Source organism: Eubacterium sp. AF15-50 (genome assembly GCF_934835595.1).
Classification (GTDB): Bacteria; Bacillota; Clostridia; order Lachnospirales; family Lachnospiraceae; genus Eubacterium_G; species Eubacterium_G segne.
In genome coordinates this window covers 1-16987 of the sequence record NZ_CAKVZL010000043.1, presented here as the reverse complement: position 1 = coordinate 16987, position 16987 = coordinate 1, and the positions used below count along the sequence as shown (strand labels likewise).

The 16987-nt window shown below is 34.5% G+C and carries 14 protein-coding genes; 4 read left to right on the top strand and 10 right to left on the bottom strand.

Going from position 1 to position 16987, the window contains the following annotated elements; all coding sequences use genetic code 11:
- Positions 1 to 120: 120 nt before the first annotated feature.
- Positions 121 to 306: a helix-turn-helix domain-containing protein gene (locus Q5O73_RS06345; RefSeq protein WP_302669289.1), complete on the bottom strand. Its 186-nt coding sequence runs from the start codon at positions 304 to 306 to the stop codon at positions 121 to 123.
- 185 nt (positions 307 to 491) lie between these two features.
- Between Q5O73_RS06345 and Q5O73_RS06340 the strand changes: the two genes are divergently transcribed.
- Positions 492 to 863, top strand: coding sequence for a helix-turn-helix transcriptional regulator (locus Q5O73_RS06340; RefSeq protein ID WP_302669288.1), 372 nt, complete (start codon positions 492 to 494; stop codon positions 861 to 863).
- Here the strand turns inward: Q5O73_RS06340 and Q5O73_RS06335 are convergent.
- Positions 860 to 1054, bottom strand: coding sequence for a hypothetical protein (locus tag Q5O73_RS06335; protein ID WP_302669287.1), 195 nt, complete (start codon positions 1052 to 1054; stop codon positions 860 to 862). The two genes, Q5O73_RS06340 and Q5O73_RS06335, sit on opposite strands and share 4 nt — an antisense overlap.
- A gap of 211 nt (positions 1055 to 1265) precedes the next feature.
- Positions 1266 to 1451 (bottom strand): helix-turn-helix domain-containing protein, encoded by a 186-nt coding sequence (locus Q5O73_RS06330; protein ID WP_302669286.1) that lies wholly within the window; start codon positions 1449 to 1451, stop codon positions 1266 to 1268.
- A gap of 179 nt (positions 1452 to 1630) precedes the next feature.
- On the opposite strand from Q5O73_RS06330, the gene Q5O73_RS06325 reads away from it, so the two are divergent.
- Both Q5O73_RS06325 and Q5O73_RS06320 read left to right on the top strand, forming a co-directional pair.
- Complete coding sequence (locus Q5O73_RS06325) at positions 1631 to 2011, top strand: hypothetical protein (protein WP_302669285.1); 381 nt, start codon at positions 1631 to 1633, stop codon at positions 2009 to 2011.
- 150 nt (positions 2012 to 2161) lie between these two features.
- Positions 2162 to 3265, top strand: coding sequence for a site-specific integrase (locus tag Q5O73_RS06320; RefSeq protein WP_302669284.1), 1104 nt, complete (start codon positions 2162 to 2164; stop codon positions 3263 to 3265).
- Between the two features lie 285 nt (positions 3266 to 3550).
- On the opposite strand, the gene Q5O73_RS06315 is transcribed toward Q5O73_RS06320, so the two are convergent.
- The 5 genes from Q5O73_RS06315 to Q5O73_RS06295 form a co-directional block, all read right to left on the bottom strand.
- Positions 3551 to 6253, bottom strand: coding sequence for an ATP-binding cassette domain-containing protein (locus Q5O73_RS06315; RefSeq protein WP_302629220.1), 2703 nt, complete (start codon positions 6251 to 6253; stop codon positions 3551 to 3553).
- A gap of 325 nt (positions 6254 to 6578) precedes the next feature.
- Positions 6579 to 7568 carry a glycosyl hydrolase family 28-related protein gene (locus Q5O73_RS06310; RefSeq protein WP_302669283.1) on the bottom strand — a complete coding sequence of 330 codons (990 nt, stop codon included), beginning with the start codon at positions 7566 to 7568 and terminating at the stop codon, positions 6579 to 6581.
- Between the two features lie 242 nt (positions 7569 to 7810).
- On the bottom strand, positions 7811 to 8455 hold the full coding sequence (gene deoC, locus Q5O73_RS06305) for a deoxyribose-phosphate aldolase (RefSeq protein ID WP_302624232.1): 645 nt from the start codon (positions 8453 to 8455) through the stop codon (positions 7811 to 7813).
- Positions 8445 to 10280 carry a translational GTPase TypA gene (gene typA / locus Q5O73_RS06300; protein ID WP_021953864.1) on the bottom strand — a complete coding sequence of 612 codons (1836 nt, stop codon included), beginning with the start codon at positions 10278 to 10280 and terminating at the stop codon, positions 8445 to 8447. Before typA ends, deoC begins: the two co-directional genes overlap by 11 nt.
- 126 nt (positions 10281 to 10406) lie before the next feature.
- Positions 10407 to 11036: a YigZ family protein gene (locus tag Q5O73_RS06295; protein ID WP_302629218.1), complete on the bottom strand. Its 630-nt coding sequence runs from the start codon at positions 11034 to 11036 to the stop codon at positions 10407 to 10409.
- 185 nt (positions 11037 to 11221) lie between these two features.
- Between Q5O73_RS06295 and Q5O73_RS06290 the strand changes: the two genes are divergently transcribed.
- Positions 11222 to 13774 (top strand): transglycosylase domain-containing protein, encoded by a 2553-nt coding sequence (locus tag Q5O73_RS06290; RefSeq protein WP_302624854.1) that lies wholly within the window; start codon positions 11222 to 11224, stop codon positions 13772 to 13774.
- Positions 13775 to 13847: 73 nt separating this feature from the next.
- Here Q5O73_RS06290 and Q5O73_RS06285 read toward each other — a convergent pair whose 3' ends face one another.
- A complete protein-coding gene (locus Q5O73_RS06285) occupies positions 13848 to 15218 on the bottom strand; it encodes a sodium-dependent transporter (protein ID WP_302669282.1) in 1371 nt (456 codons plus the stop codon).
- A gap of 19 nt (positions 15219 to 15237) precedes the next feature.
- Positions 15238 to 16611: a sodium-dependent transporter gene (locus Q5O73_RS06280; protein ID WP_302669281.1), complete on the bottom strand. Its 1374-nt coding sequence runs from the start codon at positions 16609 to 16611 to the stop codon at positions 15238 to 15240.
- Positions 16612 to 16987 lie beyond the last annotated feature (376 nt).

Sequence of the window (16987 nt, the reverse complement as noted above, 5' to 3'; positions counted from 1 at the left end):
ACTGTTTCACTGTCTTCGTTGTATGTTAATTTTTCCAAGTCATGTAAATTTCTTGTCTCCTGCAATGCAGGTAAAAGCAAATCGCATATTTTCTGTTTATCTTCCATTATTGCTCCTTTCCTAGCTTAAAAAATACTCAATGCTAACACCGAAATACTCGGCTAAAGTTTTAATCTTGTCTAACTTAGGTGTATACTCTCCACGTTTCCATGCCGAAAATGTAGATTTTGTAATCCCAGTATCAAGAGAGACTTTATAATCAGATACACCCGCTTCGTCTCTTAATTTTACATATTTATCGTACATTTCTTCCCTCCTTTCTGAACTTTTTATTGAATTTAGTTCAGAAATCTGATATACTTAGTTTGTTAGAAATATAAGCATAAAATTGACTGTTCCGTTTTCTGAACACATTTACATTGTAGTTTAGTTTTCTGAATTTGTCAATACTTTTTGTACAGTTTTTTGAACTTTTTTTAGGAGGTATTGTCATGTACGAGATTTACTGCAAATTGAGAGATGAAAAAGGTGTTAAGGACGCAGATGTTGTGAGAGCTACTGGTATCACTAAATCAACTTTTAGTTCTTGGAAAAGCGGAAAATATACACCTAAAAATGAAAAATTGCAGAAAATAGCTGATTATTTTGGTGTTTCTTTAGAATATTTAAGGACTGGAAATGTACCTGATTTTATATATTCAGATGACAACGTTGATTTTTTAATTGAGGTGCAGCATTACTCTAAAGATATTGAATTTGTCAATAGAATGAAAAGATATATGTCACTATCAACCAATGATAAGAAATCCGTTGATGATATGATTGATTTTTTGTACAATAAAGAAAAAAAGGAAGAGAACTAAATCTCTTCCTTTTCCATTTTTAAAATAAAGTTGTAATAAAATCTTACTTTTCTTAAATCTTCAATATCGTCGAGCATTTTAACAATATTTTGAATTAGTGCTTTTCGTTCTTCCCCGTCAAATTCTTTAGTGCCTTTTTCCATAGCTTCATCTCCGTTTCTCTTTCTAATGTAAAGTAGCGATACGTTCATTATATCGAACGTTTGTTCTTATGTAAATAGTAAATTTAAAAATTAGGTGTTTGTTTTTCGATTAGCAATGTTCTTCTAGTCCGTTATTTTTCTTGTTCCTGCCCCTTGTTTTCATTTACTTAATACAAGTATAACCACGAAAAAAAGCCTTGTAAATAGGCAATTTTGCGTGTCTCAAATATGAGACCTGATAATCGCAGTTGTGGGCAATTTACCGAAAAAAACTTTTAATATTAACTTCCAGAGCGTTTGCCAGTGCTTCTAATTCAAGCAAACTTTTAGGGATAATTCCGTTTTCCAGTCGGCTTATCGTTGCTCTGCTAACCCCACTTAGCTCTTCCAATTCCCTGATTGACAATTTCTTTTTCAATCTTTTTTTCTTGATATTTAATTTCATACATCCCCCTTGACCTTTTTACGAGTTTATTTGATAATTATATTGAACCACTGAAAGCATGAATGTGTCTAAGTGGTGTTTTTTTATTTTCTTTTAATTATTATGCCGATTTATCAAGTTTTTATTGACGAAAAAGCTAAAATAAAGGTATATTAATTAGTAGAAAGGAGGGAGGAAAAATGAAGACTTGGAAACTTGTATCTGGAATACTTTCTATCGTCATGTTTGCATTGGTTGCACTTCAATCATGTGCTGTTGGAATCGGAAATGCATTAGAAGATAATGACGAGGTTAGTGGTTCGGCAGGATTAATCGTTGCTGTTCTTCTACTTGCAGGTGGAATAACCTCGGTTAGTGTAAGGAACGCAAAAACTAATGGCGGAAACATAGCACTGATAGTTTTATTTGGGATTGCTGTTCTCTTTGGCTTTGTATTTGCAGACAGCTACACAGACCTTAAAGTTTGGGCTTCTTGGTGCTTAATTTGTCTTATCTTAGCAGTAGTTAGCCTTTTTAAGAATAAAAAGAACAAGCAAAAAATAGAAGATATTAAAGAATAATTTTCAAATAAAAAGAGCCAGTCTAATAGGCCAGCTCAAATGTAATGTATTTATAACTCTAGACAAGTTACTGCTTAAATATATCATATTTGAGACATTCGGTCAATGACTGGGTGTCTTTTTTGTACTTAAAATCAGGAGGAAACAGAAATGAAAGCACCTAATGGATATGGAAGCGTTGTCTACCTTGGCAAGAATAGACGTAAGCCCTATGCTGTCAGGATTACTGTAAGCAGAGAGTTAATTACTGATGAGAACGGAAAAGTTAAATCAAAACAGAAATATGCTTATTTGAGCTATCACGAAAAAGCAAAAGATGCTCATATAGCACTTGCTACCTATAATGCTAACAAGGTTGATGGAGCAGAGCTTGCAGAAGTCAAAAAATTAATTCCGACAAAGGTTCCAACATTCGAAGAATTATTTGAGGAGTGGTATGAGCGAAAAGAAAATTCAAACAAAAAGTTGTCTACTTCAACAATGAAAATATACCGCTCAAATTTTAATTTGTTAAAAGATTATCATAAAAAACCGATTACTTTTTTTGATAGTAATAATCTTCAAGCAATTTTTGACAGCTATTCATTTTTTTCCAAAGCTCACGTAACGCAAATTCACACCATTCTCAACAACGTCCTACAGCTTGCAAGGAAAAAGAAAATTATAAGGGAAAACGAATTAAATTTGTGTGAATTAACTTATAAAGAAAACAAAGAAAAGATTCACAATGCTTTTTCAAGAAGTGAAATTTTAACTTTATGGGAAAATTCAAATAATGAAATTGTTAAAATGATATTAATAACAGTATATTCGGGATTGAGACCGCAAGAGCTACTATCACTTAAGCAAGAAAACATTCATCTCAAAGAAAGCTATATGATTGGTGGGATGAAGACTGCGGCTGGAACAAATAGAACCATTCCAATTCATCAAAAAATTAAACCCTTAATTCGATATTTCGAAGAAAAAAACAATAATAGTGTTTTTTTGTTTCCTGCAATTCGAGGTAAAGGCTCTTATAATTATAAAACATTTTTATACAATTTTGATAATGCAATAGAAAAATTAGGACTATCAAAGCGTTTTCCACATGATGGTAGGCATACCTGCTCAACATTGATGGCAGAACAGGGTATCCCTCTGATATACAGACAAAAAATATTAGGACATTCAAGCGGGAACATAACAGATGATGTTTACGTTCATCTCGATAAAGAAATTTTAATTGAGGAAATCAATAAAATTGACGCGTAAATTTGTATATTACTTGTATATTACTAGTGCTGATTTAAACATTTTTAAAGGACTTTTGCATTACAAATCCCCTTATTTAAAGGGGATGTTGTTGTTGTTCATTTATTTCCTTAATAAACGTTACATAATCCATTTTATTTCTCCTAACATTATGAATTTGTTCAGTTGCATAAGGTTTGTGTTCGATTTATAGTTTTATTATAATGCATAGCATTATATTTTTCAACATATATTTTAAGTGACCATTTCTAAAAGAAATGGCCACTTATTAACTGCGGATACCTTTTATTTATTTCTTATTGCCTCTATAGGTCTTTTTGATGCTATCTTATAAACCGGTATAAAGCTTGCTACTGCTGCAACGCCTAAGCTTATTAATAGAAGTAATATAATCTGTCTTGGTCCGAAATTAAGTACAGTTATTAAAACTCCCATCTCTTTTCTTATAGCACTGTTTATCCATACTGTAACGCTTCCGGCAGCTATTGTTGCTAAAACAAAGTTTATAACAGCTATAATAAAGCTCTCTGAGAAGAATATTCTAAATACGTCATTACTTCTTGCACCTATTGCCCTAAGTATTCCAATTTCCTGCTTTTTGTAAGCTATACTTGTGGCAATAAAGTTTGATAACATAATTGCCGCAAATAATGCAAATCCCAATCCCACATACAGGAATACCTTTGATAATACATTTAATATTTCATCTACTGAATCTAACTCAAAGGTAACTGAATTTTGCATTTTAAATTTTACATTATCTTTTTCCGTATAACAATACTTTACAAGTTTTTGTATGTCTGCCTTGTTATCAGGCATTGATGACACTGCAAAACTATAAGTTCCAATTGCTCCAACCCAGTCTTTTTCGTAGAATTTATCAGGAACAACATATGCTGCCTTACCTTCTCCTTTTATTACTCCTACTATTTTCCAGTTTTTATCTGTTTTTTCCTCTTCACTGGCTAATGAATAGCTTATGTTGAAAAATGGTTCATTCTTAAGATATTCAACGAAATCCTTAGCATCTACATCTTCACCGTTTTTGTATATTTGTCCTTCCGGAACAATTATTTCATTATCTGCTAATTTACTCTTTTCACCATCAACCCATGTAATTTTTGACTTGTCAGCATCTGATAATTTTGTCATTCCATCAGATGAACAATCGTAGCTGCTATTGCTTACATCCATATAAATGGAATTAGTATTTACATTAATAACCTTTCCGTCACCATTGACTAAACTTTCAACATATCCGTCACCGGTCATGGCTACACATGATAAGCTGTATTCCTTTATCCCATCTAATTCTCTGCTTAAGGCATACATGGCAAGAGTTTCTGCATTACTTTTTCCTGTCATGCTGTCACCTATTGTTTTATATCTGTTAAAATCAACCTTTGTGTCAATTACGGCAGTAACAGTAAATTTATCCCCGTTTAACTCAATTGTTTTTCCTATAATATCTTTATAATCTGAAATCTTTTCAATGCTTTTGCCTTCTAAATATCCTGTTTTTTCGTAGGTTTTATATACATATTCACTAATAGCTATTTCTTTCTTACTTCCGTCAGGCAGTTTTCCGGCTAATACCTTGTATCCCATTTCATCAATTATTTTCTGATTAATGTCAGCAAATCCTGTTATTGATGTTGCATATGGACAATAGACTTCATTTCCTGACAGATTTGATGTATCTTTTATGTTTGTCATTTCCATTCCTTCATCGCTAGGCATATAAACACCTCTGAAATCATGGCCTGTTTCTTTACTTATCTTTGCTACATCTTCATCTGTAAGTTTGTATGACCAGTCATCCCACCATGTAGCTCCATCGTTATCCATTTTTTTAGCTTTTAATACAGACGCATATTTTATATTTGAATCTGATATTGAATTAGTACATGTTTTAATATGGTCATATGTTCCAAATGTATCTGCCAGTGCAAACATTCCAAATGCCACAAAAGACAATAAAATAGTAATCACCAGTCTGAATTTCTTGTGTTTTAAACCACTTGCTCCAATTTTAAAGGAATTTTTAACAGGAAGCTTTGATTTAATTAATTTAAACTCTCCATCCACATAATCAATTGCATCCTGATTTGTTTTTTTGAAATTACCGCTAACATGCTGCTTTGCTTTTATTGTTGCCTTAACATCTTTTTTGACAGAATCCATATACTCATTTATTGCAATTCTGTCTTCCTCTGTAAGATGATATCCTTCAGATATAATAAAACCGTCCTCTTCAAAGGAAATTCCCTGGGAGAAATCAATTTCATCACCGTCTGTTTTTTCTACATCTGAAATAACTTTTCCATCTGCCAGTTCTATAATTCTGTCTCCATACTGCTCTGCAAACTCCCTATCGTGGGAAACTACAATTACAAGCTTCTCCTCTGACAGCTTTTTCAGTGTATCAAAAACCTGTTTTCCTGTATTAGAATCCAAGGCTCCTGTAGGCTCATCTGCCATAATTATCTGAGGATTTTTTACTAAAGCTCTTGCAATTGCAACTCTTTGCTTCTGACCTCCTGAAAGTTCATTTGGCTTTCTGTCACCAAATCCGTCTAAATCTACCTGTCTTAATATTTTACTTATTTCCTCATCTGTGGCTTTTCTTCCCTGAAGTTCAATTGCCAATGCTATATTAGCTCCCACAGTAAATTCTTCTAAAACATTGTACTCCTGAAAAATAAATCCAACATATGTATTTCTGTATGAATCAAAATGATTCTGTTTAAAGTTTTTAGAAGAAACACCTTTTATAATTATTTCTCCATCATCATATTTATCTAATCCTCCTAAGAGATTAAGTAATGTTGACTTGCCGCTTCCGGACTTTCCCAACAGGAAAATCATTCCTTTTTCAGGAAATCTTAATGATATACCTTTTAATGCTTCAACAGAAACACCTTTTTTGGTTTTATATATTTTTCGCAAATTTTTCGTTTCTAACATTTTACTACCTTTTCCTTTCATATTGTATCGCCCTAGAACCAATTGTACTATATCAATTAATACAATTGTATTATAGTAACCCCATTTTAATCTGTCAACCCCCTTTTTATTTAAATATTTTATTCTTTATATTTACGGTATGGAATAATACCTAATAACACAAAACGACCTTTAACTACCGGTTTAAAACCCGATAGCTAAAGGCCGCCTTTAAATTATAGGAAATACGTTATAAGTATTTATACTCCCACGATTATATTTCCCCAGTCATAGTCCACAATCTTATATACCGGATTTACCGGTAAAAGTATTTTCTCATATAAGAAATTATGTCCTGCTACTGTATTCATTTTTCTGTTCTGATACAAAATATCAGCAATGGAATAAATTGTATAGTTTTCATTTTGTAATCTTCTTCACCCCATCCGTTTCCATTGCTGTTTGCCTTGTTTCCTATGGAGAAATCACAAAGTCCTACATTAGTCTGCTTTGGAGATACTTTATAAATTCTTGCATTATCTCTGGTCTTCATATAGTATCTTGTAGGGATATCGATTTCTACTGTTTTAGCAGATGTATTAACACCTGTTATTTTTCTATAAAATGTAGTTCCCATAGTTGTAGTATTAACACTTGCTGACCAAAAACCTGACATGCTGTGTTCATTAATCCAGTCTGCTGTTCTGTCACTTCTGATAATAACCCAGTCACCTGCTTTAAAATTACTTACATCATTTACATGAATGGTAGTTGTTGGTGTAGAAGGAATATCCTGAGATAAATAATATGTTTTTCCGTCATCAGCGCTGTTCCATGTTCCACTATTTGGAGAAATATTTATAACCTGACAAAATCTCATATTTTCCGCGTAACATCTTATAAATGTCTTTCCAACACCTGCACCCTTAAAAAGAATGTTGCTTCCCTTAATACGCAAGGCTGCTGAGTTTTCTGAAGATGTTGGTTTAACCTTAAATGTACCTTCCGAGAGATACACCGTTCCCCCTCCTGCTGCTTCAACTGCATTAATTGCACTTTGAATGGCACCGGTAGAATCATTAGCTCCTGTAGCATCTGCGCCGTAATCCACTACATTAGCATATAATCCTGACATTTGTGTAGGTATGTCTTTCTCTCCCCTTTCATAACCTGCATATGAAAAGTCATGTAAAAACTGTCCACTGCTGTTAGTATAACCCGGTGTCCAATTTTCCGGGTATAATACGCTACGCCATGTAGACGCTGCCTTCGTCTGCTGTGGTGCTATGGCACTTGGAAGCAACGATACGACCATCATACATGACATTAAAACTGATAAAAACTTCTTTTTAAACATAGAAGCCCCCCTCCTAAAAAAATAATGGAATAGTGTGATTTGTATGTATTTTTTTAGTATACATACTTTTCATTAACAATAATATATACTTTTGTGTGTTAAGTCAACAGATTTTTGTACATTATTTACAAAAACTTTTTTTATTTTGTTGTTTTTTTGTGCTATTTATATTAAAATTTTGGTAAAAAAAGAGAAGAATTAAGTAATTGCCTTATCTAATTCTTCTCTTCAAAAAAATATTTTTATTTAATTAATCCGATAATTTTGCTGGTTCCTAACCTGTCTGCCCCTAAATTAAGGAATTTTTCGGCATCTTCTAATGAAGCTATTCCTCCTGCAGCTTTTATATGGGTATTATTAGAAATATTTTTATTAAAAATTTCCACATCTTCAAAAGATGCACCCCTAATTGAAAATCCTGTAGAAGTTTTTATAAAGTCTGCCTTAGACATTGACACCACTTCTGTCATTTTAACTTTTTCTTCATCAGTTAAAAGAGCCGTTTCAACAATTACTTTAAGTAATCTTCCATCACATGCATCTTTAACTTTATTTATTTCGCTAAATATTGCATCGTAATTTTTTTCCTTAACCCATCCTAAATTAATAACCATATCAATTTCAGATGCACCATTTTTTACGGCATCCATGGCTTCAGCACACTTTATGTCTGTTGTGTTATATCCGTTAGGAAATCCGATTACCGTACATACAGGTATTTTCCCTTCAACATATTCTGCCGCTTTTTTAACAAAAGAAGGTGGAATACACACAGACGCTGTGGAATACTCTATTCCCTCGTCGCAAATCTGCTTAATCTGTTCCCATGTTGCATCCTGCTTTAATAAAGTATGGTCAACCTTTTTTAATATCTCTTTAATTTCCATTCTGCTTCCTTATGTTTGCTCTCTTTCTCAATGTAGGATCTAATATTTTCTTTCTTATTCTAAGACTTTCAGGTGTTATTTCCAACAATTCGTCTGTGTCAATAAACTCCAACGCCTGCTCTAAGCTTAAAACTTTCTTTGGAACAAGTCTTAATGCTTCATCAGAACTTGACGTTCTTGTATTTGAAAGATGTTTGGTTTTACAAACATTAACTTCAATATCTTCTGCCCTGCCTGTCTGTCCTACAACCATTCCTGAGTAAACCTTTTCTCCCGGTCCGATAAATAATGTTCCACGCTCCTGGGCATTGAAAAGACCATATGTTATGGCTTCACCTGCTTCAAAAGCAATAAGTGAGCCCTGTTTTCTGTACTGAATGTCCCCTTTATATGGACCATAATCATCAAATACAGTATTTATGACACCATTTCCCTTAGTATCTGTCATAAATTCTCCTCTGTATCCAATAAGTCCACGGGAAGGAATTGAGAATTCTAATCTTGTATAACCGTCTCCTGTAGGAGCCATTCCCTGAAGTTCACCTTTTCTGTTGCTTAATTTCTGTATAATTGCACCTGAAAATTCATCAGGAACATCAATATAGCAGATTTCCATAGGTTCTAACTTCTTACCACGTTCATCTTCCTTATAGATAACCTCTGCTTTACTTACGGCAAATTCATAACCTTCTCTTCTCATGTTTTCAATAAGAACCGATAAATGAAGTTCTCCACGTCCTGAAACCTTGAATGTATTCATATCTTCAGTTTCTTCTACCCTAAGAGATACGTCAGTATTTAATTCACGCATAAGTCTGTCTCTTATGTGACGTGATGTTACAAACTTACCTTCCTGACCTGCAAGCGGGCTGTCATTTACCATAAAATTCATGGAAATGGTTGGTTCTGATATTTTCTGGAATGGTATAGGCTGTGGGTTGTCTAATGAACAAATTGTATCTCCTATACTTATATCTGCAATACCTGAAATTGCCACTATAGCACCAACTGTAGCTTCCTTTACTTCTTTTTTCTGTAATCCCTCAAATTCATAAAGTTTACTGATTTTTACTCTCTTTGTATTTGAAGGGTCATGATAGTTTACTAATGTTACATCCTGATTTACCTTAATTGTACCATTATCCACTTTACCAACGCCGATACGTCCAACGTATTCATTATAGTCAATTGTACTGATAAGTACCTGAGTATCTGCCTCCGGGTCTCCTTCCGGTGCAGGAATATAATCAATAATTGTCTCAAACAAAGGCTTCATATCAACGCCTTCATCTTCCATATTTAGCTTAGCAATTCCCTGCTTAGCTGATGCAAACACAAAAGGACATTCTAACTGGTCTTCATTAGCATCTAATTCAATAAATAATTCTAATACTTCATCTATAACTGCCTCAGGTCTTGCCTCAGGTCTGTCAATTTTATTAATGCAGACAATTACAGGAAGACTAAGCTCTAAAGCCTTTTTAAGAACAAATCTTGTTTGAGGCATAGCACCTTCAAAAGCATCTACAACTAAAATAACACCATTTACCATTTTAAGTACACGCTCAACTTCTCCTCCGAAATCAGCATGTCCCGGTGTATCAATAATGTTTATTTTTGTGTTCTTATAAGTAACCGCAGTATTTTTTGACAGAATAGTGATTCCTCTTTCTCTTTCAATATCATTAGAATCCATTACTCTTTCAGCTACTTCCTGATTCTCTCTAAATACACCACTCTGTTTTAACAATTCATCAACCAATGTAGTTTTTCCATGGTCAACGTGAGCAATTATGGCAATATTTCTTATATCTTCTCTAATCATTTTTTAATATTTCTCCTTTGATTATTCACATACATCTTTTCGATTGTATCACACTGAAAATTTTTTTCAATAAAAACAGTTTATATTAAGTCCCCAACGCACTATTTTTCACTAATGACGTCCTTTTTATGGCATCTCCATATAAAATGGTGCCTCTTTAATTTCGCTCCACACTGCCTTATCACTGGTAGTATCTACAACCTTTTTTTTAAAATTTTCAAAATCACTTTTTCCCATAACAATGTTAATGGTTACATCTGCCCCATATTCCTCTGTTTCTTCCATATCAAACTGACTCATAATATATTTTATTTTTCCAATGGAATTATAATCTGTTGTAACCGAGAAATTCACTCCCGGACAAACTTCTTTTATAACCGAGTTTTTAAGCCCTTCTTTAGATGATAAGCCGTAGGCCCTTACCAGCCCTCCTGTTCCAAGAAGGGTTCCTCCAAAATACCTAGTTACCACTATCAGAGTATTCCTTAAGTTTTCTCCCATAAGCACCTCAAGTATAGGCTTTCCTGCTGTTCCCTGAGGTTCACCATCATCACTAAATCTTTGTATTTCGTTGTTCTTTCCCATTATAAATGCAAAGCAGTTATGTCTTGCATCCCAATATTTTTTCTTAATGTTTTCTATTTGTAAAATTGCTTCCTCTTCACTTTCCACAGGCAAAACATGAGCAATAAACCGGGATTTTTTTTCAGTTATTTCCCCTTCTCCGCCTTTACTTACAATATAATATTTATCCATTTAATGCCACCTCGTTTCTACTATATCATATTTAATGCCCATTATGAAGAATGAACTTTCTATGTTGCGACATTTTTCCCCTTTATTAAATTCCATCCTTTTGTTATAATTGCTTGAGAAGGAAGGGATTCCGACGATTTGCCGCCCACTGCTAGGAGGGGGCATTACATTTAGGAGGACATAAAATGAATTTCGGATATAAAGAAACAATCAACAAGCAAAAAGACTTAGTTTCCGTACAACGGAAAGTAATGTCTAAATCACTTGTTTCACTATTGAAAATTTTTCTATATATTATATTACTTCTTATTATAACGGTGGGATTTCTGCTTTTAGGAATTGTTCACGGCATTATTAAAAGTGCACCTTCAATAGATGATGTTTCAATTGTTCCGTCATCTTATTCCACTACTGTGTATAATTCAGATAATAAAGAAATTGCCAAATTAATAACCAGTGGTTCTAACCGTATTAAGGTTTCTTTAGATCAGGTTCCTACCTATTTAAGATGGGCATTTATTGATACTGAAGATGCAAGATTTTATGAGCACAACGGTATTGACATTCAGGGTATAGGACGAGCTGCCTTAATTGCAGTGACTACCCTTAACCCATCAGAAGGTGCCAGCACCATAACTCAGCAGGTACTTAAAAATAATGTTTTTACCAACTGGACATCTGAAAGTGCATTTCTTTCATCCTTAAAACGTAAGATTCAGGAACAGTATCTTGCTGTTCAGCTTGAAAAGGTTACGTCAAAGGAAACTATTTTGGAAACATACTTAAATACCATTAACCTTGGGGCAAATACCCTTGGTGTACAGGCAGCTTCCTTAAGGTATTTTAACAAGGATGTAAGTAAGCTGACAGTATCGGAAGCAGCTGTTTTGGCAGCTACAACTTCCAGTCCTGAGGTTTATAACCCAATTACTAATCCTGAAAAAAATCAGACTAAGCGTGAAATTATTTTAAAGAATATGTTTGATGCAGGACATCTTACTGAAGCTGAATATAATGAAGCATTAAAGGATGATGTATATTCACGTATTCAGAAAGTAAATAACAAAATTGAAAAGAAAAATGACAAAGTATACTCCTACTTTGTTGATGAAGTTGTAAAACAGGTTTTGAGTGACCTTCAAAAAACTAAAGGTTACACATATAATCAGGCATATAACGCGGTATACAGTGGTGGTTTGAAGATTTACACTACTCAGGATTCCCAGATACAGAAAATCTGTGACACTGAATTATCTAATGATGAAAACTACCCATATGCAATACAATACGCAATAAACTGGGCATGGTCAGTACAAAATCCTGATGGTACAGTGGATAATTATGATGAAAGCGATATTCAGACCTACCATAAAAAGGTTTTAGGTGAAACTAATTTTAAACTTTTATTTAATTCTAAAGAAGAAGCTAAACAATGCGTTAGAGATTACAAGAGACATTTAAGACAGAAATATTATAAAAAAGGTCTAAAGGAAAAGGACGGATATACCCAGTACGAAACATTGTACTACAATCCACAGCCTCAGGTGTCCTTTACCATATTAGACCAATCTACAGGCTTTGTTAAGGCAATTGTAGGTGGCCGTGGAAAGAAAAATGTAAGTCTTTCCCTTGACAGGGCAACAGCTTCCACAAGACAGCCGGGTTCAACTTTTAAGATTTTATCTACTTATGCTCCAGCTATTGATACTATGGGTTACACTCTTTCCACTACTATTGTGGATGAGCCATTTAGTTATTCTAACGGACGTCCTGTAGAGAACTGGAACCATACTTATAAGGGTACCGTAACCGTAAAACAGGCTATTGCCCAATCTATGAATGTATGTGCCGTTAAAACATTAACTGCCATTACTCCTCAGTTAGGCTATGATTATCTGTTAAATTTCGGCATCTCTACTCTTGTAGATAACCGTGTGGAAAAGGACGGTTCAGTTTCTTCGGATATTCATCAGGCACTTGCTCTTGGTGGTATTACTGATGGTGTAACTAATCTGGAAATGACAGCTGCCTATGCTTCTATTGCCAATACAGGAAAATACATTCGTCCTGTATTCTACTCACAGGTTATAGACAGCAATGGTCGCGTATTATTAGACAATACAGCACCTAAGGCCAAAACCATTTTAAAGGATTCCACCGCCTATCTTTTAACTCAGGCTATGATAAGCGTTGTTAAAGAAGGTACCGGTACTCCTTGTCAGTTAGAAGGTGGAATGCCTTCTGCCGGAAAGACAGGAACCACATCAAGTGCATACGATTTATGGTTCTGTGGATATACTCCATATCTTACAGCATCCATCTGGACAGGATACGATGAAAATACAGCCCTTACAGGTATTCAAAACTACCACGAGAAGCTTTGGGCAAAAATCATGAATCAAATTGATACTGTAAAGAAATATAAGCCAAAGGATTTTGCTACAGGTCAAAGTGTTAAAGCTTACAATATATGCAATGCTTCAGGAAAGCTTGCCATAAAAGGTGTTTGTCCAAAAACCCATAAAGAATACTTTGTAAAGGGCAGTCAGCCTGATAAATGCAGCTGGCATTCAGCTTATATCAATTCAGATGATAATAACTATAATTCAGGAAACAAAGGCTCTACTTCCAAGGCTTCTGATGGATCAGGTGAAACATCTTCTTCAAAAGAAGATGCTACCATATCTACTAGAAATCAAACTACAAAGGATTCAGTAAAATCAAAAAAGACACCGTAAGGTTTTTATAAGGTAAACAAAAAAAGGATTGCAAAAGCAATCCTTTTTTGTTTACCTGCTAATAAAGCATGACTTAGAAAAACTTATCGTATATTCCAAATCCAAATATAAATAATATTATCAGCGGTAATATATATGTGATGTAAAACCTCATACTGCTACGAAGCTTTAATCCCTTTCCTGTATTAGCTTCAGCTATATAATTATCCCAGCCCCAGCCTTTATTTCTTGTACAAAACAACAGATAAACAAGGGAGCCTAATGGAAGTAAAATATTGCTTACTATAAAGTCCTCAAAGTCCAATACCGTTCCACCAAACACTTCAAATCCCTTCCACTTCAAAACACTATATCCCAAAGCACATGGTAGCGACAAAACCGTTATTGCCACTAAATTAAAAAGGCATGATTTCTTTCTGCTCCAGTTTTTCAGTTCCATGTCACAGCATATTATATTTTCAAACACTGCCAATACGGTGGAAAATGCCGCAAAGGACATAAATACAAAGAATAAACTTCCCCACAATCTTCCAAGAGGTATGTGGTTAAAAATATTAGGCAATGTTATAAATATAAGACTTGGTCCCTGGGTCTGATCTACTCCAAAAGTAAAACATGCCGGAAATATAATAAGTCCCGATGTTATTGCCACAAAGGTATCAAGGGCTGCTATATTAATAGACTCTGAAAGTAATGAATGATCCTTTTCAATATAGCTTCCAAATATTGCCATAGAGCCTATTCCCACACTTAAAGTAAAGAATGCCTGATTCATGGCATAAACTATTGTTTTTCCTATGCCTACGCTACTCATTCTGCCTAAATCCGGTATAAGAAAAAAGCTTAACCCTTCCTTTGCTCCATCCATAAAGAAACTGTTTACGGCAAGAACAAGCATTATAATAAGTAAAGATGTCATCATTGCCTTTGATACTTTTTCAAGACCATTCTGTACGCCAATTGAACAGATAAAAACTCCCACTACCACAACAATTACCATACAGGTAACCATTACCACGGGATTTTGTTTCATATCATCAAACACACCTGAAATCGCCTGTGCATCAAGGCCTGTAAATCTGCCTGTAGCCGTAAGATAAAAATAATATAACATCCAGCCTGCTACTGTGGTATAAAACATCATGATTATATAATTTCCCCCCAAGGAAACATACCCATGTATGTGCCATTTCGTCCCTGGCTTTTCCAATTGTTTAAATGACCTGACAGGACTTTTTTTACTGGCACGACCTACCGAAAATTCCATTGTCATAATTGGTATTCCAAGAATCATCAAAAACAGAATGTACAGTAATACAAACATTCCGCCGCCACCCTGTCCTGCCATATATGGAAATTTCCACACATTTCCGATTCCAATGGCACATCCTGCCGATAATAGCAAAAATCCCAGCCTGGATTTTAGTTGTTCTCTTTCCTGCATATTAAATCCTCATACCTTTCTAGCTAAAAAATTTATCATATATTCCAAAGCCAAAAATAAATAAAATTATAATCGGAAGTATATATGTAATATAAAATCTCATTCCATTTCTCATCTTTAATCCCTTACCGGTATTAGCTTCAGCCATGTAATTATCCCAGCCCCAGCCATTTTTTCCGGTACAGAATAAAAGATACACTAAAGAACCCAACGGAAGTAATAAATTACTTACAAGAAAATCTTCAAAATCTAAAACTGTTCCGCCAAATACCTTAAATCCATCCCACTGCCACAAATTGTATCCCAATACGCAAGGAAGAGATAACAGGGTTATTGCTATAAAGTTGACAAAACTTGACTTCTTTCTGCTCCAATTCTTAAGCTCCATTCCACAGCAAATTATATTTTCAAATACTGCCAGCACCGTGGAAAATGCCGCAAAGGACATAAATACAAAGAATAGGCTTCCCCACAGTCTTCCAAGAGGAATATGATTAAAAATATTAGGCAGTGTTATAAATATAAGACTTGGTCCCTGGGTCTGGTCTACTCCGAAAGTAAAGCATGCAGGGAATATAATAAGTCCTGATGTTATTGCCACAAAGGTATCAAGAAAAGCAATATTAATGGATTCACCTAACAATGAACGTTCTTTTCCAATATAACTTCCAAATATTGCCATGGCACCAATTCCTAAACTAAGGGTAAAAAACGCCTGATTCATGGCAAAAACTATTGTTCTTCCCACACCTACGCTTTTCATTCTTGCCACATCCGGTACTAAGAAGAACTTAAGACCTTCCTTTGCCCCGCTCATAAAAAAGCTGTTTACGGCAAGAACAATCATTATAATAAGAAGTGCCACCATCATAAACTTAGACACTTTTTCAAGACCGCTTTGAACTCCTATGGAACATATAAAAATTCCAACTGCCACAACAATTATCATACATAATGCCATTATCCCCGGCTGACTTAACATTTCGTTAAATACATTGCCAACGCCATCTGCATCAAGTCCTACAAATTTGCCTGTGGCTGTAAGATAGAAATAATATAACATCCAGCCTGATACTGTGGTATAAAACATCATAAGGAGATAGTTTCCTATAAGTGCCACATAACCATGTATATGCCACTTAGTTCCGGGCTTTTCTAACTGATAATATGCCTGAACCGGACTTTTCCTGCTGGCACGACCTACTGCAAACTCCATAGTCATAATAGGTATTCCTAAAACCAGCAAAAACAGAATGTAAAATAAAACAAACATTCCGCCTCCGCCCTGACCTGTCATATAAGGAAATTTCCATACGTTTCCAATTCCGATTGCACATCCTGCCGATATAAGCAAAAATCCCAATCTGGACTTTAATTGTTCTCTTTCCTGCATTTTATTAACCTCATTTCATTTTAATCTTTTCCGGAATATATAGTGCCTCCTCCCATCGGTCAGCGGCAATTTATCAGAAATATTCAAAAAAATAAACTCCGTCCTTTTTGTTTTCTCCCCATAGTACCTTCTCCCTTTAGTTCAAGATATATTTTACGGGAAGATTTTTATTGTCAACTAATCTAGTTTACTATAATATCTCCATAAGGTCAAAGAAAAAAACAGCCCTTTAATGATTTTCTATGCAACCATTAAAGAGCTGTTAAATTCAGGAAAATTAACTATATTTTATTGTAATTAGCAAACACCCTGTGCTTCCATAGCTTCTGCTACCTTTTCAAATCCGGCAATGTTAGCACCTACTACGTAGTTACCC

Excerpts from the sequence above, each read along its gene's own strand:
- Q5O73_RS06345 (WP_302669289.1), bottom strand. The coding sequence starts at position 306 with ATGTACGATAAATATGTAAAATTAAGAGACGAAGCGGGTGTATCTGAT.
- Q5O73_RS06340 (WP_302669288.1), top strand. The coding sequence starts at position 492 with ATGTACGAGATTTACTGCAAATTGAGAGATGAAAAAGGTGTTAAGGAC.
- Q5O73_RS06335 (WP_302669287.1), bottom strand. The coding sequence starts at position 1,054 with ATGAACGTATCGCTACTTTACATTAGAAAGAGAAACGGAGATGAAGCT.
- Q5O73_RS06330 (WP_302669286.1), bottom strand. The coding sequence starts at position 1,451 with ATGAAATTAAATATCAAGAAAAAAAGATTGAAAAAGAAATTGTCAATC.
- Q5O73_RS06325 (WP_302669285.1), top strand. The coding sequence starts at position 1,631 with ATGAAGACTTGGAAACTTGTATCTGGAATACTTTCTATCGTCATGTTT.
- Q5O73_RS06320 (WP_302669284.1), top strand. The coding sequence starts at position 2,162 with ATGAAAGCACCTAATGGATATGGAAGCGTTGTCTACCTTGGCAAGAAT.
- Q5O73_RS06315 (WP_302629220.1), bottom strand. The coding sequence starts at position 6,253 with ATGAAAGGAAAAGGTAGTAAAATGTTAGAAACGAAAAATTTGCGAAAA.
- Q5O73_RS06310 (WP_302669283.1), bottom strand. The coding sequence starts at position 7,568 with ATGTTTAAAAAGAAGTTTTTATCAGTTTTAATGTCATGTATGATGGTC.
- deoC (WP_302624232.1), bottom strand. The coding sequence starts at position 8,455 with ATGGAAATTAAAGAGATATTAAAAAAGGTTGACCATACTTTATTAAAG.
- typA (WP_021953864.1), bottom strand. The coding sequence starts at position 10,280 with ATGATTAGAGAAGATATAAGAAATATTGCCATAATTGCTCACGTTGAC.
- Q5O73_RS06295 (WP_302629218.1), bottom strand. The coding sequence starts at position 11,036 with ATGGATAAATATTATATTGTAAGTAAAGGCGGAGAAGGGGAAATAACT.
- Q5O73_RS06290 (WP_302624854.1), top strand. The coding sequence starts at position 11,222 with ATGAATTTCGGATATAAAGAAACAATCAACAAGCAAAAAGACTTAGTT.
- Q5O73_RS06285 (WP_302669282.1), bottom strand. The coding sequence starts at position 15,218 with ATGCAGGAAAGAGAACAACTAAAATCCAGGCTGGGATTTTTGCTATTA.
- Q5O73_RS06280 (WP_302669281.1), bottom strand. The coding sequence starts at position 16,611 with ATGCAGGAAAGAGAACAATTAAAGTCCAGATTGGGATTTTTGCTTATA.